12 protein-coding genes and 2 pseudogenes are annotated in these 19,622 nt (G+C 61.1%); 5 read left to right on the top strand and 9 right to left on the bottom strand.

Features of this window, described 5'->3' with window-relative positions:
* From ACYVD0_RS14140 to ACYVD0_RS14120, 5 genes and pseudogenes are all read right to left on the bottom strand, one after another.
* On the bottom strand, positions 1-4,001 hold a 4,001-nt coding region (locus ACYVD0_RS14140; RefSeq protein ID WP_460427392.1), incomplete at its 3' end, for a glycosyl hydrolase family 28-related protein.
* 302 nt (positions 4,002-4,303) lie between these two features.
* Entirely contained in the window at positions 4,304-6,013 is a 1,710-nt protein-coding gene (locus ACYVD0_RS14135; RefSeq protein ID WP_460427391.1) for a glycosyl hydrolase family 28-related protein, read from the bottom strand.
* 238 nt (positions 6,014-6,251) lie between these two features.
* Positions 6,252-9,134 carry a glycosyl hydrolase family 28-related protein gene (locus ACYVD0_RS14130; RefSeq protein WP_460427390.1) on the bottom strand — a complete coding sequence of 961 codons (2,883 nt, stop codon included), beginning with the start codon at positions 9,132-9,134 and terminating at the stop codon, positions 6,252-6,254.
* A gap of 304 nt (positions 9,135-9,438) precedes the next feature.
* Positions 9,439-11,979, bottom strand: coding sequence for a M10 family metallopeptidase C-terminal domain-containing protein (locus tag ACYVD0_RS14125; RefSeq protein WP_460427389.1), 2,541 nt, complete (start codon positions 11,977-11,979; stop codon positions 9,439-9,441).
* 363 nt (positions 11,980-12,342) lie between these two features.
* Positions 12,343-12,717 (bottom strand): annotated as a pseudogene (locus ACYVD0_RS14120) (MFS transporter); the annotation flags it as partial.
* Positions 12,718-12,772: 55 nt separating this feature from the next.
* On the opposite strand from ACYVD0_RS14120, the gene ACYVD0_RS14115 reads away from it, so the two are divergent.
* The gene (locus ACYVD0_RS14115; protein ID WP_460427388.1) at positions 12,773-13,312 is read left to right on the top strand and encodes a helix-turn-helix domain-containing protein; all 540 of its coding nucleotides are present in this window, start codon (positions 12,773-12,775) and stop codon (positions 13,310-13,312) included.
* Between the two features lie 86 nt (positions 13,313-13,398).
* On the opposite strand, the gene ACYVD0_RS14110 is transcribed toward ACYVD0_RS14115, so the two are convergent.
* The 4 genes and pseudogenes from ACYVD0_RS14110 to ACYVD0_RS14095 all read right to left on the bottom strand — a co-directional run.
* Complete coding sequence (locus ACYVD0_RS14110) at positions 13,399-13,899, bottom strand: hypothetical protein (RefSeq protein WP_460427387.1); 501 nt, start codon at positions 13,897-13,899, stop codon at positions 13,399-13,401.
* 621 nt (positions 13,900-14,520) lie between these two features.
* Positions 14,521-14,802: a type II toxin-antitoxin system YafQ family toxin gene (locus ACYVD0_RS14105; RefSeq protein WP_460427386.1), complete on the bottom strand. Its 282-nt coding sequence runs from the start codon at positions 14,800-14,802 to the stop codon at positions 14,521-14,523.
* Positions 14,789-15,049 carry a type II toxin-antitoxin system RelB/DinJ family antitoxin gene (locus ACYVD0_RS14100; RefSeq protein WP_460427385.1) on the bottom strand — a complete coding sequence of 87 codons (261 nt, stop codon included), beginning with the start codon at positions 15,047-15,049 and terminating at the stop codon, positions 14,789-14,791. The genes ACYVD0_RS14105 and ACYVD0_RS14100 overlap by 14 nt, the downstream gene beginning before the upstream one ends.
* Positions 15,050-15,087: 38 nt before the next feature.
* Positions 15,088-15,578 (bottom strand): annotated as a pseudogene (locus tag ACYVD0_RS14095) (recombinase family protein); the annotation flags it as partial.
* A 307-nt stretch (positions 15,579-15,885) separates the two neighbouring features.
* Here ACYVD0_RS14095 and ACYVD0_RS14090 point away from each other — a divergent pair.
* The 4 genes from ACYVD0_RS14090 to ACYVD0_RS14075 all read left to right on the top strand — a co-directional run bounded on the left by ACYVD0_RS14090 (position 15,886) and on the right by ACYVD0_RS14075 (position 19,391).
* A complete protein-coding gene (locus ACYVD0_RS14090; protein ID WP_460427384.1) occupies positions 15,886-16,131 on the top strand; it encodes a transcriptional regulator in 246 nt (81 codons plus the stop codon).
* The gene (locus ACYVD0_RS14085; RefSeq protein WP_460427383.1) at positions 16,118-16,429 is read left to right on the top strand and encodes a helix-turn-helix domain-containing protein; all 312 of its coding nucleotides are present in this window, start codon (positions 16,118-16,120) and stop codon (positions 16,427-16,429) included. Before ACYVD0_RS14090 ends, ACYVD0_RS14085 begins: the two co-directional genes overlap by 14 nt.
* 251 nt (positions 16,430-16,680) lie before the next feature.
* On the top strand, positions 16,681-17,559 hold the full coding sequence (locus ACYVD0_RS14080; RefSeq protein ID WP_460427382.1) for a hypothetical protein: 879 nt from the start codon (positions 16,681-16,683) through the stop codon (positions 17,557-17,559).
* A 62-nt stretch (positions 17,560-17,621) separates the two neighbouring features.
* A complete protein-coding gene (locus ACYVD0_RS14075; RefSeq protein ID WP_460427381.1) occupies positions 17,622-19,391 on the top strand; it encodes a hypothetical protein in 1,770 nt (589 codons plus the stop codon).
* Positions 19,392-19,622: the final 231 nt, after the last annotated feature.

Below are 19,622 nucleotides of genomic sequence, written 5' to 3'. Positions count from 1 at the left end.
ACCGCCAGGGTGCCGTTGTAGCCGTTGCCCAGGCCGCTGAAGCCCAGCGCCGATACGTCGATCCTGTCCTGGTTGGGATCGAAGTCGAGGATCTGGTCGCTGAAAGTCCCCATCGGCGAGCGGTGGCTGTCCTCGCGCAGGGAGAAGCGGAAGGTGTCGGCACCCTCGCCGCCGGTCAACTTGTCGCGCCCGGCGCCGCCGTCGAGCACGTCATTGCCAGCGTAGCCGTACAGGTGATCGTCGCCGCCCCCGCCGCTGATCAGCTCGCTGGCCCCGGTGCCGTGCAACTGGTCGTCGCCTTCGGTGCCGACGACCGGCGCCCCTTCGACGTTGGGATCGACCGGGAGGGGCGCACCAAAGACGATGTTGCTGGCGGACAGCGTGCCGGCATGGTTGCCGTCCAGGGACAACTCGAAGGTCCGGCCCTCGGCATCCGCCTCGTAGCTCTTGAGGTAGGTGCGCGTGCCGTCGGCACTGGTGGTCACCGCCAGGGTGCCGCCGTAACCGTTGCCCAGGCCGGTGAAGCCCAGCGCCGATACGTCGATCCTGTCCTGGGTCGGATCGAAGTCGAGGATCAGGTCGTTGAAGGTCCCCAGGGGGGAGCGGTGACTGTCCTCGCGCAGGGCGAAGTAGAAGGTGTCGGCGCCCTCGCCGCCGGTCAGCCGGTCGCGCCCGGCGCCGCCATCGAGCACATCGTCGCCGCCGTTGCCGAACAGGCGGTCGTCGCCGGCCCCGCCCAGGATCAGCTCGTCGTCGTCGCTGCCAATCAGCACATCGTTGCCGTCGGTCCCCTGAGGTGGCTCGCCGGATGCGCCGGTAACCGTCGAGTTGGCGCCGTAGAGCCGTACCGACGCGATTTGCCCGCCGCTGATGCTGTTGTCTTGGAGGCTGGTGTAGTCGCTGCCGTCGTTGCGCTCCTGCACGCCGTAGGTGGCGTTGGCCGAGGCGGTGATGGCGTTGCCCTCGATCCAGGTATTCAAGGTTTGATAAACATTGCCCGTGATCTGGCTGTCGTCGAAGGCCTGCAGGAGGACTTCCGGATAGGAACCATTCTGCGAGTTGTCGTGGATCTGGTTGTCGAAGATCCGTACATCGTCCGTACCATAAAGGCGCACACCCGAGTTGCCGTTGCCATGGATCTCGGCATTCTGCAGGGTGACGTTGTTGGTCATCTTGAACAGGACGCCCTCCAGGGCGTTGTCGTAGTAGGCGCCCCCGTCGATCAGGATGTTGTAGGGATGGGCGAGGTCCTCCGCACCCCGTTGAATCACCAGGCCGGCGCCGCCATTGCCATAGGCGACGTTGTTGGTCATGGTGAAGTCATGGGTGCTGGTGACGACGTTGAAGCCGTGGCGGCCGTTGTTGTAGGCGACATTGTTCTCGAACACCCCGTTGATCTGGTAATCGGCGACGAAGCCGTCGAAGCCGTTGTCATGGGCGATGCTGTCGCGGAGCACCAGGTTGATGGTCTGCTCGTGGGGGTCGAAGCCATAGCCGGACATCTCGCGGACTTCCACCCGCTCGATAGTGACATTGCGGTCGGTCCCCGCCTGGCCGGGGATGTAGCCGTTGAACCAGCCGTCGACCTTTTCGATGTTGTTGGCGCGGTTGCCGTCCAGGGTCAGGTCGCGCATGCCGAAGTTGGAGGTTTCCTCGCCATAGGCCGAGCGGATCATGCCGGTGACCTTCTGGTCCCAGCCATCGACCAGCTTGATCACCGTCTGGCCCATGCCGGTGCCGGCCAGATAGACATTGTCCTTGAGCATCAGGCAGCCGTCCCCCGGCTCCCTGCCGCCGCTGACCCGATACTCGCCGGCCGGCAGATAGACGGTGCCGCCGCCCGCCGCATGGGCGGCATCGATCGCCGCCTGGATGGCCGCCCTATCATCGCTGACGCCATCGCCCAGTGCGCCGAAATCCCTGGCATTGAAGACACTGGGTTCGAAGAGCACATTGCTGGTATCCAGTTGACCGCTGAAATTACCATCCAGGGCGATTTCGAAGTGCTGACCCTCGGCATTCGCCTCGAGGCTCTTGAGATAAGTGCGGGTTCCCTCGGCGTTGACCTGCAGCAGCAAGGTGCCGTTATAGCCATCGCCGAACCCGCTGAAGCCCAGACTGGTGAGGTCGATACTGTCCTGGCTCGCGTCGAAATCGAGAATCAAGTCACTCGCACTGATGGTGTCGGTGCGATAACTGTCGGCTCGGCCGGAAAAACGGAAGACATCGGCACCTTCGCCCCCCCTCAGGGTGTCAACGCCAGCGCCGCCATCGAGGACATCGTTGCCTCCCTCGCCACTCAGGCTGTCGTTGCCGGCCAGACCGAGGATGAGTTCATCGGCCTCGGTGCCGACCAGCGTGTCGTTGGCTTCGGTACCCTCGATCGTCACCTGCCTCTGGGGAGAGGCGAAGATGAAATGTTCGGCGGTGAGCAGGCCCTGGTAGTTGCCCGCGAGGGAGACTTCGAAGCTGTAGCCATTGGCATCGGTCTCATAGTTCTTGAGGTCGGTTCGGTCACCGGCGGCATTGACCGCCACGGCCAGGGTGCCGTTGTAGCCATTGCCCAGGCCGGTGAAGCCGAGCGCCGACACGTCGATCCTGTCCTCGCCCGGGGTGAAGTCGGTGATGCGGTCGGCCTGGTTGTCGCCGGTGGCATAGTTGCGCTGGCTGTCGCTCCGCGCCTCGAAGCGGAAGACGTCCGCCCCGGCGCCGCCGGTGAGGGTATCGCGTCCGGCGCCGCCGATCAGGATGTCGTCGCCGCCGGCGCCGTCGAGGCTGTCGTTGCCGCCACGGCCGATGAGTGTCTCGCCGGCGTCGGTACCGATCAGCACGTCGTTGCCGTCTGTTCCCTCGGGCGTCTGGCCGGAGGAAGAGCCGGAGACCGTCGAGTTGGCACCGTAGAGCCGTACCGGCGAGATCTGTCCGCCGCTGATGGTATTGGCGTAGAGGCTGTTGTAGTCGGTGCCGTCGTTGCGCTCCTGCACGCCGTGGGTGGCGTTGGCCGAGCCGGTGATGACGTTGCCTTCGATCCAGGTGCCGGTCGTGGCGTAGTAGTTGCCGGATACCCCGGCGGTATCGTCGTAGGACTGCAGGAGCACTTCCGGGTAGGCGCCGCTCTGTGTGTTGTCGTGGATCCGGTTGTCGAGGAGCTGCACGTCCTGGGCGCCATAGACGCGTACGCCGTAGGTGCCGTTGCCATAGATGTCGGCGTCCTGCAGGGTGACGTTGTCGCTCATCTTGATCTGCACGCCTTCCAGGGCGTTGTCGTAGTAGGCGCCCCCGTCGATCAGGATGTTGTAGGGATGGGAAACATCGTACGAACCGCGCTGCACCACCAGGCCGACGCCGCCGTTGCCGTAGGCGACGTTGTTGGTCAGGGTGAAGTCGTGGGTGCTGGTGACGACGTTGAAGCCGTGGCGGTCGTTGTTGTACGAGACGTTGTTCTCGAACACCCCGTTGATCTGGTAATCGGCGACGAAGCCGTCTAGGCCGTTGTCGTGGGCGATGCTGTCGCGCAGCACCAGGTTGATGGTCTGCTCGTGAGGATCGAAGCCATAGCCGGACATCTCGCGGACTTCCACCCGTTCCAGGGTGACATCCCGGTCGGCACCATTCTGGCCGGGAATGTAGCCGTTGAACCAGCCGTCGACCTTGCCGGTGGTGTTGTCGCGATTGCCGTCCAGGGTCAGATCGCGCATGCCGAAGTTGCTGGTTTCCTCGCCATAGGCCGAGCGGACCATGCCGGTGACATCCTGGCCCCAGCCGTCGACCATCTTGATGACGGTCTCGCCCATCCCGGCACCGGCCAGATAGACATTGCTCTTGATGGTCAGGCCACCATCCGATGGCTCTCCGCCGCCGCTGATTCGATACTCGCCGGCCGGCAGGTAGACGGTGCCACCACCTGACGCATGGGCGGCGTCGATAGCCGCCTGGATAGCCGCCGTATCGTCGGTGGCGCCATCGCCCATTGCTCCGAAATCCTTGATGTTGTAGTCCATATATCCGCTTCCTGATCCAGTGTTAGGCAGCCGAAGGCTGCTTGGAAAGTGGGGAAGGAAGAGACGACTACGGAACAAGCTTTCCCTGTCTCTGGCTTGTGACGCGAACTGCCTGACCCTTGCGCTTGGCGCGCTTCTGGGAGTCTTTTGAAGAGGCCTGGGAAGGCGCTCAAGTGAAACGGGCTATGCGTTTCGGTAGGTGCGATTAGAAGGAAATTCATCGGTTCGCTTAGCCATCGGCAACTGGCAGAGCTGCCGACGGCTGGGTGTATGTCAGGTCGGGCAGCGTGAGGCCCGGCCGCTCAGACGATCGGCTCGCTCTGCGGGCTACTGGTACCGACTACCTCGAGCTCGGTGGTCGGCGGATCGCTACTGCCGCTGTCCACCACGCTGGCCGTGTCGCTCGGGCTATCCATGGCGAAGACGACATTGGCCGCAGAGAGCTGGCTGGAATGGTTGCCCTCCAGGGCGACCTCGAAGCGCCGGCCTTCGGCATCCGCCTCGAAACTCTTCAGATAGGTGCGCATGCCGTCGGCGTTGGTGGTCACCGCCAGGGTGCCGTTGTAGCCGTTGCCGAGGCCGGTGAAGCCCAACGCCGATACGTCGATTCTGTCCTGGGTCGGATCGAAGTCGAGGATCAGGTCGTTGAAGGTCCCCAGGGGGGAACGGTGACTGTCCTCGCGCAGGGAGAAGAGGAAAGTGTCGGCGCCTTCGCCGCCGGTCAGCCGGTCACGACCGGCGCCGCCATCGAGCACATCGTCGCCGGCACCGCCATCCAGGCGATCGGCGCCGGCCCCGCCGGAGATTCGCCCGTCGGCGTCGCTGCCGGTCAGCAGATCGTCGCCGTCGGTCCCCTCGGATGGCTGTTGTGGCGCGATGCCAGGCGTGTCGGAAACCGTCGAATGAGCGCCGTAAAGCACCATGGGCCTCTGCACGCTACTGATGCTGTTGTTGGAGAGGGTGCTGTAGTCGGTGCCGTCATTGCGTTCCTGGATGCCGTAGGTGGAATTGGCCGAGCCGGTGATGACGTTGCCTTCGACCCGGGTGTTCAACGTCGTGTAATAGGTGCCGGACGCCCCGCCGGTATCGTCGAAGGACTGCAGGAGAACTTCCGGGTAGGCGCCACTCTGCGAATTGTCGTGGATCTGGTTGTTGAGGATCTGCACACCCTCGGCGCCATAGAGGCGCACGCCAGCGGAGCCATTGCCGTAGATGTCGGCCCCCTGCACAGTGACGTTGTTGGTCATCTTGAGCAGGACGCCCTCCAGGGCGTTGTCGTGATAGGAACCACCCTCGATCCGGATGTTGCTGGGGAGCGCGAGGTTTTCCAAGCCACGCTGCACCACCAGGCCGTTGCCGCCATTGCCGTAGGCGATGTTGTTGGTCATGGTGAAGTCATGGGTGCTGGTGACGACGTTGAAGCCATGGCGGTCGTTGCTGTAGGCGACGTTGTTCTCGAATATCCCGTTGATCTGGTAATCGGCGACGAAGCCGTCGAGGCCATTGTGGTGGGCGACGCTGTCGCGCAGCACCAGGTTGATGGTCTGCTCGTGGGGGTCGAAGCCGTAGCCGGACATCTCGCGGACTTCCACCCGCTCGATAGTGACATTGCGGTCGGTCCCCGCCTGGCCGGGGATGTAGCCGTTGAACCAGCCGTCGACCTTTTCGATGTTGTTGGCGCGGTTGCCGTCCAGGGTCAGGTCGCGCATGCCGAAGTTGGAGGTTTCCTCGCCATAGGCCGAGCGGACCATGCCGGTGACCTTCTGGTTCCAGCCATCGACCAGCTTGATCACCGTCTGGCCCATGCCGGCGCCGGCCAGATAGACGTTGTCCTTGAGCATCAGGCAGCCGTCCCCCGGCGCCCCGGCGCCGCTGACCCGGTATTCGCCAGGCGGCAGGTGGACGGTGCCGCCGCCCGACGCGTGGGCGGCGTCGATAGCCGCCTGGATGGCGACCCGATCATCGGTGACGCCATTACCCAGCGCCCCGAAATCCTTGACGTTGTAATCCATATATCCGCTTCCTAATCCCGTGTGAGGCAGCCGAAGCCGCTTGGAAAGTGGAGCAGGAAGAGATGCCTACTCCCGCCTCTAACGCGATTGCCCGGTCCTTGCGCCTGACGCCTGCGTCGATCTTTGGAGAAGATCTGCGAAGGCGCTCGAGCAAAACGGTCCATGCGTTGCTCTGGATAAGGGTTGGAGAGGATTCGTCCCGCGAACGGCAGACTTGCCGTTCGCGGGAGCCAGCGCCTCAGACGATCTGATCGGCCGGCAGGCTGCTGGTACCGATTACCTCGAGCTCGGTGGCTACCGGTTCGCCAGTACCAGGGTCCGCCACGGGGGCTGGATCGACCGGAGCCGCTGCGACGAAAACGATATTGCTCGCGGAGAGCGCGGCGGAATGGTTGCCGTCCAGGGCCACCTCGAAGGTCCGGCCCTGGGCATCCGCATCGAAGCTCTTCAGATAGGTGCGCGTGCCCTCGAGGTTGGTCGATACCGCCAGGGTGCCGTTGTAGCCGTTGCCCAGGCCGCTGAAGCCCAGCGCCGATACGTCGATCCTGTCCTGGTTGGGATCGAAGTCGAGGATCTGGTCGCTGAAGGTCCCCATCGGCGAGCGGTGGCTGTCCTCGCGCAGGGAGAAGCGGAAGGTGTCGGCGCCCTCGCCGCCGGTCAACTTGTCGCGCCCGGCGCCGCCGTCGAGCACATCGTTGCCGGCATAGCCGTACAGCCGGTCGGCACCGCCCCCGCCGCTGATCAGCTCGCTGGCGTTGCTGCCGTGCAACTCGTCGTCGAGCTCGGTGCCGACGACCGGCGCCCCTTCGACGTTGGGATCGACCGGGAGGGGCGCACCAAAGACGATGTTGCTGGCGGACAGCGTGCCGGCATGGTTGCCGTCCAGGGACAGCTCGAAGGTCCGGCCCTCGGCATCCGCCTCGTAGCTCTTGAGGTAGGTGCGCATGCCGTCGGCGCTGGTGGTCACCGCCAGGGTGCCGCCGTAACCGTTGCCCAGGCCGGTGAAGCCCAGCGCCGATACGTCGATCTTGTCCTGGCTGGGATCGAAGTCGAGGATCTGGTCGCTGAAAGTGCCCAGGGCCGAGCGGTGGCTGTCCTCGCGCAGGGCGAAGCGGAAGGTGTCGGCGCCCTCGCCGCCGGTCAGGCGGTCGCGCCCGGCGCCGCCATCGAGCACGTCGTTGCCGGCATAGCCGTACAGGTGATCGTCGCCGCCCCCGCCGACGATCTCCTCGCTGGCCCCGGTGCCGTGCAACTCCTCACCGAGGTCGGTCCCCACGACCGGTTGCCCCTGGGTGTTGGGGTCGATCGGAATGGGCGCGCCAAAGACAATATTGCTGGCCGAGAGCGCGGCGGCATGGTTGCCGTTCAGGGCCAACTCGAAGGAGCGGCCCTCGGCATCCACCTCGTAGCTCTTGAGGTAGGTGCGCGTGCCGTCGGCACTGGTGCTCACCGCCAGGGTGCTGTTGTAGCCGTTGCCCAGGCCGGTGAAGCCCAGCGCCGATACGTCGATCTTGTCCTGGTTGGGATCGAAGTCGAGGATCAGGTCGCTGAAGGTGCCCAGGGCCGAGCGGTGGCTGTCCTCGCGTAGGGAGAAGCGGAAGGTGTCGGCGTCCAGGCCGCCGGTCAGCCGGTCGCGGCCAGCGCCGCCGTCGAGCACATCCTCGCCGCCGAAGCCGTACAGGCGATCATCGCCGGCCCCGCCGGTGATCTCCTCGCCGACTTCGGTGCCGTACAGCAGGTCGTCGCCTTCGGTACCCACGATTGCCATCAGTTCGATGGCGGGCCCCTCGGAGAGGATCAAATTGCCATTTTCGTCAGTAGTGCCCTCAACCATCAGTTGTTCGTCGCTAGACATATCGGAATCCCTCGTGTTGTCGTCATTGCTGTCGGCAGTAGCCCCAACCGGCTGCGGTTGTTCGCTACTGGGTGCCTCGGAGACTGTCGTGGTGCCTTCGGCACCGCCGACCGTCTGCTGTTGGCCGCCGTCAGGTACATCCGAAACCGTCGAGTTGGCCCCATAGAGCCGCGTGGGCGTGCTCTGCGTTCCGCTGATGCTGTTGTTCGAGAGACTGCTGTGGTCGGTGCTGTCGTTGCGCTCCTGCACACCGTGGGTGGAGTTGGCCGAGCCGGTAATGACGTTGCCTTCGACCCGGGTATTCAGCGTCGTGTAATAGTTGCCGGACACTCCGCCGGTATCGTCGTAGGACTGCAGGAGAACTTCCGGGTAAAGGCCACTCTTTGCATTGTCGTGGACCTGGTTGTTCAGGATCTGCGCACCCTCGGCGCCGTAGACACGCACCCCGTAGGTGCCGTTGCCGTGGATGTCGGCACCCTGCAGGGTGACGTTGTTGCTCATCTTGATCTGCACGCCTTCCAGGCCATTGCCGTAATAGGCACCCCCGTCGATCAGGATGTTGTAGGGATGGGGAACATCGTACGAACCGCGCTGCACCACCACGCCAACACCGCCATTGCCGTAGGCGACGTTGTTGGTCATGGTGAAGTCATGGGTGCTGCTGACGATGTTGAAGCCGTGGCGGTCGTTGCTGTAGGCGACGTTGTTCTCGAACACCCCGTTGATCTGGTAATCGGCGACGAAGCCGTCGAGGCCGTTGTGGTGGGCGACGCTGTCGCGGATCGCCAGGTTGATGGTCTGCTCATGGGGGTCGAAGCCGTAGCCGGACATCTCGCGGACTTCCACCCGTTCCAGGGTGACATCCCGGTCGGCACCATTCTGGCCGGGAATGTAGCCGTTGAACCAGCCGTCGACCTTGGCAGGGACGTTGGCGCGGTTGCCGTCCAGGGTCAGATCGCGCATGCCGAAGTTGGAGGTTTCCTCGCCATAGGCCGAGCGGACCATACCGGTGACATTCTGATTCCAGCCATCGACCATCTTGATGACCGTCTGGCCCATGCCGGCGCCGGCCAGATAGACATTGCTCTTGATGGTCAGGCCACCATCCGATGGCTCCCCGCCGCCGCTGATTCGATACTCGCCGGCCGGCAGGTAGACGGTGCCACCACCTGACGCATGGGCGGCATCGATCGCCGCCTGGATGACCGCCCGATCGTCGGTGGCGCCATCGCCTAGAGCTCCGAAATCCTTGACGTTGTAATCCATATATCTGCTTCCTGATTCCGTGTTAGGCAGCGGAACGCTGCTTAACAAAGTGGAGTAGGAAGAGACGACTACCCGAACAAGCTTTTCCCGTCTCTGGCGTCAACGCGACTGCCAGACCCTTGCGCTCGGCGCGCTTCTGGTGGTCATTTGAAGAGGCCTGGGAAGGCGCTCAAGTGAAACGGTCCACGCGTTACTGTGGGTGAGACTGGAGAGAAACCCATCGGTTCGTTCAGTCGTCGGCAACAGGCAGAGTTGCCGACGACTGGGTGCGTGTCAGGCCTGGCCACGACCCGGCCGGGCCACGTCAGGCAGGCTGGATGGTGGTGATGCCGAGCAGTTCCAGTTGGCTGGCATCAAAAGCGATGTTCGCCTCGGAAAGGCTATTGACGTAGTTGCCGTCCAGGATGATCTCGAAGTGGTTGCCGTCCGCATCGCCTTCGCGGTCCTTGAGGTAGGTCTTGGTGCCCTCGGCGTTCAACAGTACGGCGAGGGTGCCGTCGTAGCCGTTGCCCAGGCCGCTATAGCCTAGGGCGGAGAGGTCGATGAGGTCATACCCTGGGGAGAAGTCGACGATATTGTCGACCCAACTCGTCCCGGTATCGTAATTGTGGAAGCTGTCCTGGCGGTCGGCGAAGCGAAAGGTGTCCGCCCCGCTGCCGCCGGTCAGGGTGTCGCGGCCGGCGCCACCGTCGAGCAGGTCGTTGCCCGCGTGTCCCTCCAGCAGGTCCCGCCCCGCCCCGCCGAGCAGCTCTTCGGCCGCACTGTCGCCGGAAAGTTGGTCGTTGCCGCTGCTGCCGCTCAGGGTCTGGCGCTCGTTGAGGATCAGCTGCTTCTCGGTCAGGCTGGAGAAATCGCCCTTCAGAGCGATCTCGAAGCGCCGGCCGTCGGCATCCGTGTCGAAGCTCTTCAGGTAGGCGTGGCTGCCCTCGCTGTCGGTCCACAGCTTCAGGGTGCCGTTTCGACCGTCGCCCAAGCCGGTGAAGCCCAGTCCGGAGAGGTCAATGCGGTCCTCGGCCAGGTCGAAGTCGGTGATCATATCGGTGGAGTCGCCGCTCTCAGTACGGAAGCTGTCGTTCCGCGAAGTGAAGCGGAAGACGTCCTCGCCCTCGCCGCCGGTAAGTTGGTCGCGCCCGCGGCCGCCGATCAGGATGTCGTTGCCGCCGGCGCCGTCGAGGGTGTCGTTGCCAGCGTAGCCGACGAGGATCTCCGCGGCCGAGTTGCCAAGCAGCTCGTCGCTGCCCTCGGTGCCGGCGAAGGTGGCGCGTTCGAGGATCACGTTGCTGGTGTTGAGCAGGCCGGCGAATTTGCCTTCCAGGGCCAGCATGAAGCGTCGGCCGTCGGCATCCGCTTCGTAGCTCTTCAGGTAGGTGCGACTGCCGTCGCTGTTGGTCAACACCGCCAGGGTGCCGTTGTAGCCGTCGCCCAGGCCGGTGAAGCCGAGCCCGGCGAGGTCGATGCGGTCCTTGCCGGCGTCGAAGTCGACGATCAGGTCGGTGACGTTGCTGCTGGCGGTGTAGTAGCTGTCGCTGACCGCGGTGAAGCGGAACAGGTCGGCGCCCTCGCCGCCGGTCAGCTTGTCGCGGCCGGCGCCGCCGATCAGGATGTCGTCGCCGGCTGCGCCATCCAGGCGGTCGGCGCCGCTGCCGCCGAGGAGCAGGTCGCCGGCCAAGGTGCCGGTCAGGCGGTCGTCGCCAGCGGTCCCCTCGATCACGGCGACACCGGAATAGAACGAATGGCTGCCGTTGAGCAGCACCGTCCCGCGCAGGGTGCCGCTGATGCTGTTGTCGGTGACGATGCTGTAATCGCTGCCGTCGGCGCGCTCCAGCACGCCAAAGGAGGAATTGGCCGAGCCGACGATAGTGTTGCGCTGCACCGTGACGTTCTGCGACTCGTAATAGTTGCCGGAAGCCCCGTTGCTATCGTCGTAGGCCTCCAGGAGGACTTCTGCGTTTATGCCGTGTTGCGCGTTGTCATGGATGTAATTGTCGAGGATCTGCACGTTCTCGACGCCCTGCACACGCACACCTGCCGCGCCATTGCCGTAGACCTCGACACCCTGCAGGGTGGCGTCGCTGGTCATCTTGATCAGCACGCCTTCCTGGCCGTTGTCGTAGTAGGAGCCGCCCTCGATCTGGATGTTGTAGGTGAAGTCCCGGTCTTCCGAACCGCGCTGGATCACCAGGCCGTTGGCGCCGTTACCGTAGGCAACATTGTTGCGCAGGACGATGTCGTGACTGCTGGTGACGATGTTGAAGCCGTGGCGACCGTTGTTGTAGGAGACGTTGTTCTCGAAGGTGCTGTCGATCTGGAAGTCGGCAACGAAGCCGTCCTTGCCGTTGTCGTGGGCGACGCTGTCGCGGATCGTCAGGTTGATGGTCTGTTCGTGGGGGTCGAAGGCATAGCGGGACACCTCGCGGATCTCCACCCGCTCGACGGTGACGTTGTAGTCGGCACCGTCCGTGCCGGGAATGTAGCCGGTATAGAAGCCGTCGACTGCGCCTGTGGTGTTGTCCTGATTACCGTCGATGGTCAGATCGCTGATGCCGTAATCGTGGGTCTTCTCGCCATTGGCCGAGCGGATGATGCCGGTGAGATTGTGGTCCCAGCCGGAGACCAGCTTGATGACGGTTTCGCCCATGCCGGCACCGACCATATAGACGTTGCTCTTGATCATCAGGGCGCCATCTGCCGCCTTGTCGCCACCACTGACCCGGTATTCGCCGGCCGGCAGATAGACCGTCCCGCCACCCGCATTGTAGGCGGCATCGATCGTCGCCTGGATGGCATCCGTATCGTCGGTGCGGCCATCGCCCTTTGCTCCAAAATCCTTAACACTGAACACCATCTACTTCGCTTCCATATACTAAATGCGCAGCCGAGCGCAATTTGAGGGAAGTAAGGCGGGAAAAAACCGATTGCCCAAACAAGCTTTCCCTGCCTCCGGCATCGTCGCGACTACTCGATCCCTGCACTCGAATGCGCATCCAGGCGCTCCCCTAATGGGCGAAAACGCTCCAGTGAAACTGGCCGACGCGTTGCCGTGCCTTCCGACTACTGAATGGTTTATTAGTTCTCTATGGAATTATGAATATTTTTTTAATTCAGATTTGGATCACAAAGACGCTCTTCAAACCATGTCCTGGTTGGGCGACAGGCCGGAAGCCGCCTGCGGTCAGAAGCTTCCAGCGGCGGCCAGCCGGGCGCGACCCTACTCCCGGATCCGTTCGACCCTGCCCACCACCACGCCGTAACAGAGCACGCCGAGCAAGGCCATGGCCGCGATATAAGTGATCGCCGGGGTGAAGTCGTCGCCCTGCACCAAGAGACCGATGACGATCGGTACGCTGACCGCGGACAGGTTGAGGTTGCCGATGAAGTTGAATACCCCGCCGGTCAGGCCGAGCAGCCGCTCCGGCGCCAGCGCCGAGACCAGCGACCAGGTGATCGAGGCCAAACCGTTGCCGAAGAAGGCCAGGGCGAGGAAGAAGATGATTGCGCCCGGCGACTCCACGTAGTTGGCGCCGATGATGCTGGTGGAGATCAAGAGGCCGCCGATGATCGGGATCTTGCGCGCTGGCCCTAGTGCAGTTTCATGACTGTACTTGGGGGAAAGACGGCATCGGGCGATGCTATGCCCCATGAAAGCACCTCTATTCGTTCGCCCTTTGACTACCGAGGAACGGCAGGCCCTGCAGGCTGGCCTGCGTGCCCGGGAAGCCTTCACGCTGCGGCGCTGCCAGATCCTGCTGGCCAGCGCCGACGGCAAGACCGCCACGGAAATCGCCGCCCTGTTCGGCTGCGCCACGCAAACCGTACGCAACACCCGGCGGGCCTTTGCCGCCGAGGGATTGTCCTGCCTGACGGAGAAGTCGCATCGGCCCAAGCGCGTCCGTCCCCTGCTTGCGGGGACGCAGACCGAACGCTTGCGCGCCTTGCTGCACCGCAGCCCTCGCGACTTCGGCAAACCGACCAGCCTGTGGAGTTTGAGCCTGGCCGCCGAGGTGGCCTTCGAGCAGGGGCTGACCGGGCGGCAACTGAGCCACGAGTCGATCCGCCAGGCGCTGATACGCCTGGGCGTAGGCTGGAAGCGGGCCCCAACCATCGCCGAGGTAATGGAGCGAGTCTGCACCTATTACGGTTGCGAACGGCTCCCACCACTTGAACAAGATGCTGGTTGAAACTGCACTAGGCAGGCAAGCGGCAACCTCGACGGCTGCCGCTTGTCCCTCTCGCCAGCGAGAAAGCTTGCTCGGAACACAAGCCTTCAGGCCGCGGCCGGGCGCTTTTCCAGCCCGAAGTAGGATTCGGCTGCAATCACACCGAAGACGGCGTGCAGCGTCATGCTGAGCCAGTTGCGCGCCTCGGCGAACCACGGGAAAAACGAGGTCATCCCGTAGAAATTCACGACATAGACCACGAGCCCGAACACCAACCCGACGATAAAGGTCAATCCCCAGCTGGAATCGAGGTTGAACAGGGCGATGAGCTTGCCCAGGATCAATCCCAGCACGATGGCTAACGCGAAATGCACGAGCAGCGCTGCAATCAGAACACCACCGTCGAAGGTCGCCGGTGGCAGCACATCCCGGCCCATGACGATCGCCGCGATCATCCGCGGCGGCCCCCACGGGCTTCCGCCCATCAGCAGCGGCACCAGCAGCATCTCGAGCGCCAGGAACGCAACACCGGCGATCACCCCGGCCCAAACGCCTGCACGGCCATCGAGCTTGCGGTGGGTCAATCTGTGCGTCTTTAGTATGTCCATCTCAGCCTCCTGAAATGAGTAGGTAAGAGTGGTCGCCGGCGCGGCCACCTACAATTTAGTCGGCGGAATCCACGAAACGTTACACAAATTCGGGCGCGGTAAGGCACATTCCTGGCCACAGTTCCGGTCATCAACGCTCCGGATCGCCATCGTCGTCGCGTTCTTCTTGCTGTCTTGGCTCGGGCGATAGCTTGCATGATCAGCAGCATGAGCAAATGAAGCCGAGACGGCCGGTGATGAGTCTGTAGCGGTCGTTAGCGCAATAGGAAGCCACTGGCGGCTTTAGACCGATGAGCAGGAATTGACGACCGATCCTTGCAGGTCAGCTTTCAGGGTTATAGCCGCCGCTCCTAAGTTGGTTTCGGCGACCGGCGAATCACCGGAACTGGCCGATCTCTGCCTGTTGCGGCGGGTCGGCTGGGGGCGCGGCACCTCGTCAGCACGCACGTCCTCTCGCTCGACTCAGGATGAAACTCTATTTGTAAAGAAACTTTATTGTCTTCCCACAGCAGTCACGAACAAGGGGTGTCCATGATGGACACTCCTTCGCGCGCGCAGAGCCGATACCTGCATGTCCATGACGGACATGCAGTACATCAGAACGCAGTATGGATGGGCATATCAGAGGCCTAACTCGCTATGCGAGCCGAGGCGAATCAGCTCCAGCGTTTCATCGTCCGGTTTCCGATACAGAAGCACCAGATCCGGCTTGATATGGCAGTCACGGTGATCCTTCCAGTTACCGGACAGCGCATGATCGCGGTGCCGTATATCCAGCGGACGATCCTGCGCCAGGGCCTCGAGGACGGGCATCAAGTCATCCTCGAGCGTCGCCCGGTACTGCCCCTTTGCTTCGTGTTTCAAGTCACGCTTGAACTGACTGGTTTGTTTAATCGTCCGCACGGATCGCCGCCCGTAGATCGTCCAGGGTCACGGTTTCAAGGTTCTCCTCGCGCGCTTCCCGCGCAGCAGCGATGGTTTCCAAGGATGGCACCAACGGCTCGAACGGGAGCCGTCCCTCCTCGGCGACGCGGATCAGCATCATCTGGATGGCATCCGTCATCGACAGCCCCATTGACTTGAGCACAACGGTAGCCTCCTCCTTCACTCGTTCGTCCACGCGGGCGCGCACGACCGTATCGGTAGCCATATCGGTTCCTCAGTGGTTATTTGTGGCCACAGTGTAGCCTAGTTGGGGTGATACCCTTCAACCATCTGGTCGCGGATCTTGAGCACGGTGGTTGTCGAGCAGCCGGCATGCCTGGCGGTAGCGCGAATGCCGATGCCGGCTGCCAGCAGCTCACGCACGCGCTTGTGCAGATCCTCATCCACCGGGCGGCCTTTGTAGGCGCCTTCCGCCTTGGCCTTGGCGATCTCCCCTGCGCCTGCCGCTCCCGGCGCTGCTCGTAGTCCTTGCGGGCGATGGCAGCCATCATCTCGATCATCATGCCGTTGATGGCGGCGAGCATCCGGTCGGTAAATTCGTCGCCCTTGGTGTCCCTCATGCCCTGGTGGCTGGTCGGCAGATCGAGAGCGACGATGCGCAGCCCTTTGGAGTCGATGGCGGCCTTGAGCTTGTTCCAGTCTTCGGCCGGCAGGCGAGACAGGCGGTCGATGCTCTCCAGCAGCAGCACGTCACCCTTGCGCGCGTCCTTCAGCAGACGCAGCAGCTCGGGCTGTGGGATGACAATAAAGTCTTATCCTAATCCATTCCCGAAAGCCGCTATTTCTGGCGGCTTTTTGCTTTCCGGTTCAGCTAAAGTTTCATCCTGAGCAGGCCTAAACCTGCTGAAAGTAGCCTTGCAGTGAAAATAAAGAATCATCCCAATGCTTGGCTACTGGATCGAATTCGCCGCTTGTGACCGGAATCGACCCAGAGGAAACGGCATAGGATGGAGAGGTGGGAGATGGTAGAAGTTGCCGAAAACTGCATGGCTGGCTGAGCTATTGATTGTCTTAAATACGTCATTGACGTATGCTCTGCCCATGCTGACTATCATCGAATCTCCGCTGTTCACCAAGCTCTGGCCCGATTACTGGACAGAGGATGAGCGTGGTGCCTTCATGACCTTCCTCGCCAGCAACCCCGAGGCCGGCGCTGTCATTCCCGGTATCGGTGGTTGCCGCAAGGTGCGCTGGGGGATAGAAGGACGCGGCAAGGGCGCTACCGACAACATTCCGGCGCATATCCTGCGCAAGATCGCCAAGGAGATGAGTCATGCCCCTGACTGAGAAAGAACTGCTTGAGCGAGACGCCAAGCGCAACATCGGCGAGGAGCTGTTGGCCGCCATTGTCGATGTCAAGGCAGGACGCTACGGCACCGTGCATCGCGTGGAATTGACCGAGGCCGCCGAGGCGCGCAGCAAAACCGGGCTGTCGCAGCCGAAATTCGCTGAGTTGCTGGGAGTGTCGGTGCGCACCCTGCAGGAGTGGGAACAAGGTCGCCGCTCGCCATCTGGCGCTGCGCGCTCACTGCTGCATATCGCCGCCCAGCGTCCAGACGTGTTCCGGGACGTACTTTCGGGCTGAGTGCGCACAGAGCAGAAATGAGAAAACTGCTCAGATGACCATCATGCCTGTAAGTCGTGTGATAAGCGGAGTCCGGCCAGATGTGGACATTCCTTGTGCCCGCTACCGACCCGAAGCGGCCAGTCGCTAAAGGCAATAAGCGGCCAGAAGCAGACACATGAAGAGGTAGCGGCGCTCCACATCATTTATGGCGTGTACCTAATCCCGTGGTTGTGTGATCATGCGATAATCAACCTAGAGAGTGTTGCAAGTTGAGCTACCAAACTTGGGATGATGGAGGATTGACCCCGCTGGAGCGGGCTGCCGGCGTTTGGGGAATTATATATGGCAGGAATAACAGAGAATGTTCGTGTGGCGCATGTGATGAATGCGAGTGGCGCCGTAATACCGAGCTTGATGAACGAAAGAAAAAGCTAGAAAACTCGGCGAGGTTCAAGGAAGCCGCGAAGCTTGTCGCGGGCCTCAGCGGCAACAGGGAAACTAAGCTCGCGTTGATTCAAAAGGTGCACCAGGACAGCCTAGAATCGGCAATCGTGCGGTACATGTCCAAGGAAGCGCTACCGGAATACTACGCCGCCATTCTCAAAAGCCCGAATTGTATCGATATCCTAGTGGCAGGAATATTCTACAAAGTCTGCAAAATGCAGACTGCTCGAACATTGGACGAGCAGATTAGTAAGTTGAGCAGTTTGCTGCGCAAGAATCCTAGCCGGCTTACCGCGTACGACCGAGTCAGCCACATCCAGAAGTTCATCCATCGTACCGTAGATCAATATTTTGGCGCTGGCACGGCTCGGTCGATTCCGGTGGCACCGATGAAAAATGCACTCTCAGCTGCGCGCTTGCATCTCAGTATTCTTGATGTACTCGACCACCGGCCGGGTTATATTTCGTATATCGATAGCTTAAGCACTGCCACGTTGCAGTTAGAATACGATGAGCCGCGTCCTTCGACGGCGCCCCGGGGAAAGCGGTCTTGGGCGAGATGGCGCGTCCGTCATTTAAGACCGCTCTCCTACTACTTTCCGGAAGAACGTCGTGCGACTCTCCAAGCACTTAATAGCCTGGATGAAAATATTCCCTCTGAACAGTTCGTCTACGAGGCGCTCCTTCTGTATGCCGACGCGTGAAGATGTCTGATCACATTGTGTGCGGGAAGTTGGACAACCGGTCGGACCTAGGACCTTTTTCCATGCGCGCCACGGCGAAAGTCAGGTTGCATGTGGAGCGGATGGCTCTAGACAGGCGGGCTGCGACCCTGTCGGTATCCGCTGGAGAAAATGGGGTCTGGTTCGACGGGCGACCCTGGGAACTGGAAACCTTCTTGGCGATGGCGGCGGCCAAAGGTATTCAGCGTTTGCTCGTCCTCACCAGTAGAGAGTATCTACAGATTGTAGAGCGTGCTGCAGCGCACAAGCTGCGCGTCGATGTTTTCGAGACCAATTTTCCGGTCTTTTCAGATATCAAATACAGTTCCTGCCCTCGCACCAACCACGACGTACTGACAAAGTATCTACGAAAACTGGATCAACTCGGTATTCATTCTGGCAGTCTCAGCAAAGACCTAGCACATCGCTATCTACGTGCGACCCTAAAGAAGCTTCGTTTCAAGAATGGTTACGATCGCCATTTCTTCTTTGCGTACAAGGACGCATACCAAGAGGTTTTCAAACTGAAGGAGGAGAGGCCAGATCGCGTCATCATCGCGCTCGATTTTAACTCAATGTACCTTGACTGCATGAAAGGCAGGTTTTGTAATCCTGCCTCAATTGAGTACAAAGACTTTCGTGGGTCGGCGGCCGAGCCGAACGATTTGGCAAGTGGTATTTACCGTGTCCGTTTGCTGGCGGCAAGACAGAGTTTTCTACTCGACCATCATCCGTTCCGATATAAGCGACTTGGGTATTCTTATTACTTTCGAATGAACTGCAGCGACACCATTGAGACGCTGCTACATAAGGATGAAATAAGCTATTTCGCCATCTTCTTTGAGCGCGTCGAGATTATTGAGGGTCTGTTCAGTGTTGATACGATCGAGCATCCGCTACTAAGCAAGGGGCTCGATCTATACGCGGAGAGAATGTATCACCGGCGGCGAGGGGATAGGATTAAGGAAAACTTGTGTAAAGTCACGATGCAGCACATGCACAGTGCCACTAACCAGAAACGATTTGCTAAAATGTTTTTTGACGATATAGAGCAGGTTCGGGATTTCCTGTCGACAAGGTTTGCGATGAATCTCAACACGATCGGCCCGGACGAAATAGCTGATTTCCTGACTCGCCATAAGTATTTTAGCCTGACCTGTACACCGCAGGGGTATCAGCTGTCCTATCTCGATGCCGGAGCCAGCAGCGTCGTCTTCAGTCTGTCTGCGCAAGTCGTGGCCAATGCACGGATAAAGATGCTCAAGATGTTGGACCGCTTTCTGAGCTATCGCTCTGTCGAGCTGTGCTATGCAAATGTCGACTCGATACACCTTTCTATCCATCGGGACGAGGTCGACGGCTTTTTCGAGCAGAACCGTGACATGATTTCGGACCAACTAGGCGCGCTGAAAGTCGAAGCAATCGCCGATCAGGGGTACTGGTTCGACGTGGGCAGGTACTGGCTGAAAAAAGACGGCGATGTAGTGCTATTCAAGAACAAGGGGTTCAACCAAGAGGCTGCGGCTGACCCATTCGTATGCCGGCGAAAGGTCAGCAATTTTATCGAGATGCCGACATTCGCACACCTCCGCACGTACGTGACGAAGATGGAAAACTCCTTCACTTACCATAAACGGGTCGAACATCGGACAAGCGAAGAATCTCGCTTCGTCAGGTTTCGGTATGAGGAAATAAAAGAGCTACATACTGCGAACTTGACCGAAGCACGCGAGCGGCTGAGTTCGATGAAAGAGAAAGTCGAGCTATTTCGACGTATATCGAAAAAAATGCAGGCCGAGGGCGAGGAGGGATAAAAGAATCTCCAGAGATACCAGGTGACGTGGCGATCTGGAGATAACAGCCAAAAAATGTGCATGGGCGGAGCCCCGTGCGAAGCACTATAGGCAGCATCCTGATGGAGTCACCTGCTGCGGCATGGTTGTTATTAACGCGGCAATCAAATTCACGATATAAAGGGACATGAAAAAGATCGATGCCCGAAAGCTCTCTCGAGAAACTCAGGACCAGATGCGACGCCTGGCCAT

It is taken from the genome of Azotobacter armeniacus (genome assembly GCF_054779355.1).
The sequence above is the reverse complement of the archived record's forward strand: the minus strand, read 5'-3'. Positions and strand labels throughout refer to the sequence as shown.

Excerpts from the sequence above, each read along its gene's own strand:
- ACYVD0_RS14090 (WP_460427384.1), top strand. The coding sequence starts at position 15,886 with ATGCTGACTATCATCGAATCTCCGCTGTTCACCAAGCTCTGGCCCGAT.
- ACYVD0_RS14085 (WP_460427383.1), top strand. The coding sequence starts at position 16,118 with ATGCCCCTGACTGAGAAAGAACTGCTTGAGCGAGACGCCAAGCGCAAC.
- ACYVD0_RS14135 (WP_460427391.1), bottom strand. The coding sequence starts at position 6,013 with ATGGATTACAACGTCAAGGATTTCGGGGCGCTGGGTAATGGCGTCACC.
- ACYVD0_RS14130 (WP_460427390.1), bottom strand. The coding sequence starts at position 9,134 with ATGGATTACAACGTCAAGGATTTCGGAGCTCTAGGCGATGGCGCCACC.
- ACYVD0_RS14110 (WP_460427387.1), bottom strand. The coding sequence starts at position 13,899 with ATGGACATACTAAAGACGCACAGATTGACCCACCGCAAGCTCGATGGC.
- ACYVD0_RS14075 (WP_460427381.1), top strand. The coding sequence starts at position 17,622 with ATGCGCGCCACGGCGAAAGTCAGGTTGCATGTGGAGCGGATGGCTCTA.
- ACYVD0_RS14125 (WP_460427389.1), bottom strand. The coding sequence starts at position 11,979 with ATGGTGTTCAGTGTTAAGGATTTTGGAGCAAAGGGCGATGGCCGCACC.
- ACYVD0_RS14100 (WP_460427385.1), bottom strand. The coding sequence starts at position 15,049 with ATGGCTACCGATACGGTCGTGCGCGCCCGCGTGGACGAACGAGTGAAG.
- ACYVD0_RS14115 (WP_460427388.1), top strand. The coding sequence starts at position 12,773 with ATGAAAGCACCTCTATTCGTTCGCCCTTTGACTACCGAGGAACGGCAG.